Source organism: Mycobacterium sp. shizuoka-1, from assembly GCF_002723835.1.
Lineage (GTDB): Bacteria > Actinomycetota > Actinomycetes > Mycobacteriales > Mycobacteriaceae > Mycobacterium.
The window spans coordinates 1-955 of the sequence record NZ_BEWG01000128.1 but is presented as its reverse complement, the minus strand read 5'-3'; the positions used below and the strand labels follow the sequence as shown (position 1 = coordinate 955).

Genomic DNA, 955 nt, shown 5'->3' with positions numbered 1-955 from the left:
CCAGAGTTGTGCCGCTGAGGATGGTGATGTGCTCACCGTCGCGGATGACGTCGCAGGTGTGGCCGGCCCAGCGCAGGCCGACGTTGACCTTGTAGGGCGCGACGAAGATGTATCCCGAGGTTTCGCCAACGATGTGGCGGCTGACCACGATTGGTGCTGGAACCGGATGGTCGGCGGGTCGGGCTTTGGCGGCGGCGGCGAACACCTCGGCGGGGGTGGCCCCGCGGTGGGCGCGATGGGGCCGCTGGTGGTTGTAGAAGCTGCGGAACTGCTCGAGTAGCGTGTTGAGCTCGTCGAGGGTGGCGGCGGGTTCGCGGGCGGTGAGCCACTTTTTCATCGTCTGCCAGGACCGTTCGATCTTGCCGCAGGTCTGCGGGTGAAACGGCGCCGAATTGATGGTCCGAACGCCCAGGGCTCGCAGGTTGGTCTCGAACGCCGATTCATAGGCGCGGAACCGCCCGGTATAGACAAGTCCGTTATCCGACAACGACATCGACGGGATCCCACATTCGTCGATACCGGCCAGGATCACCTCCCAGACGAGCGCGGCGTCGGCGTCACCGGCACACGCACGTAACCCCACCAGGTAGCGGGAGTGGTCATCGAGGCTGCCCGCGATCCCCACCGGGGTGCCGTCGGCCAGCGCCCATCCGGTCCAATCGGATTGCCAGCACTCGTTGGGCCGATCGAAGCAGAACCGCTTGGTCGCTGACTTCGGCCGTTTCTGCGGTTGCGGCGTAATTGCCCCGCGCCGGGTCAGGATCTGCCACACCGTCGACACCGCCGGCACCGCAATACCCTCGCGCTGCAACGACCACACGATCGACTGAGCACCGTGATCACGGCCCTGCTCGACCAGCTGCTTGCGCCGCAACACGATCAGATCCTCGACCTCGACCGTGGTCTGCCCCGGCGAGGACCGCGGACGCCGTGAGAGCTCGTGTAGACCCTCGAT

General features: G+C 66.1%; 1 protein-coding gene. It reads right to left on the bottom strand.

Annotated elements, in window-relative coordinates; translation table 11 throughout:
* On the bottom strand, positions 1 to 955 hold a 955-nt coding region (locus MSZK_RS30325), incomplete at both ends, for an integrase core domain-containing protein (protein ID WP_099252229.1).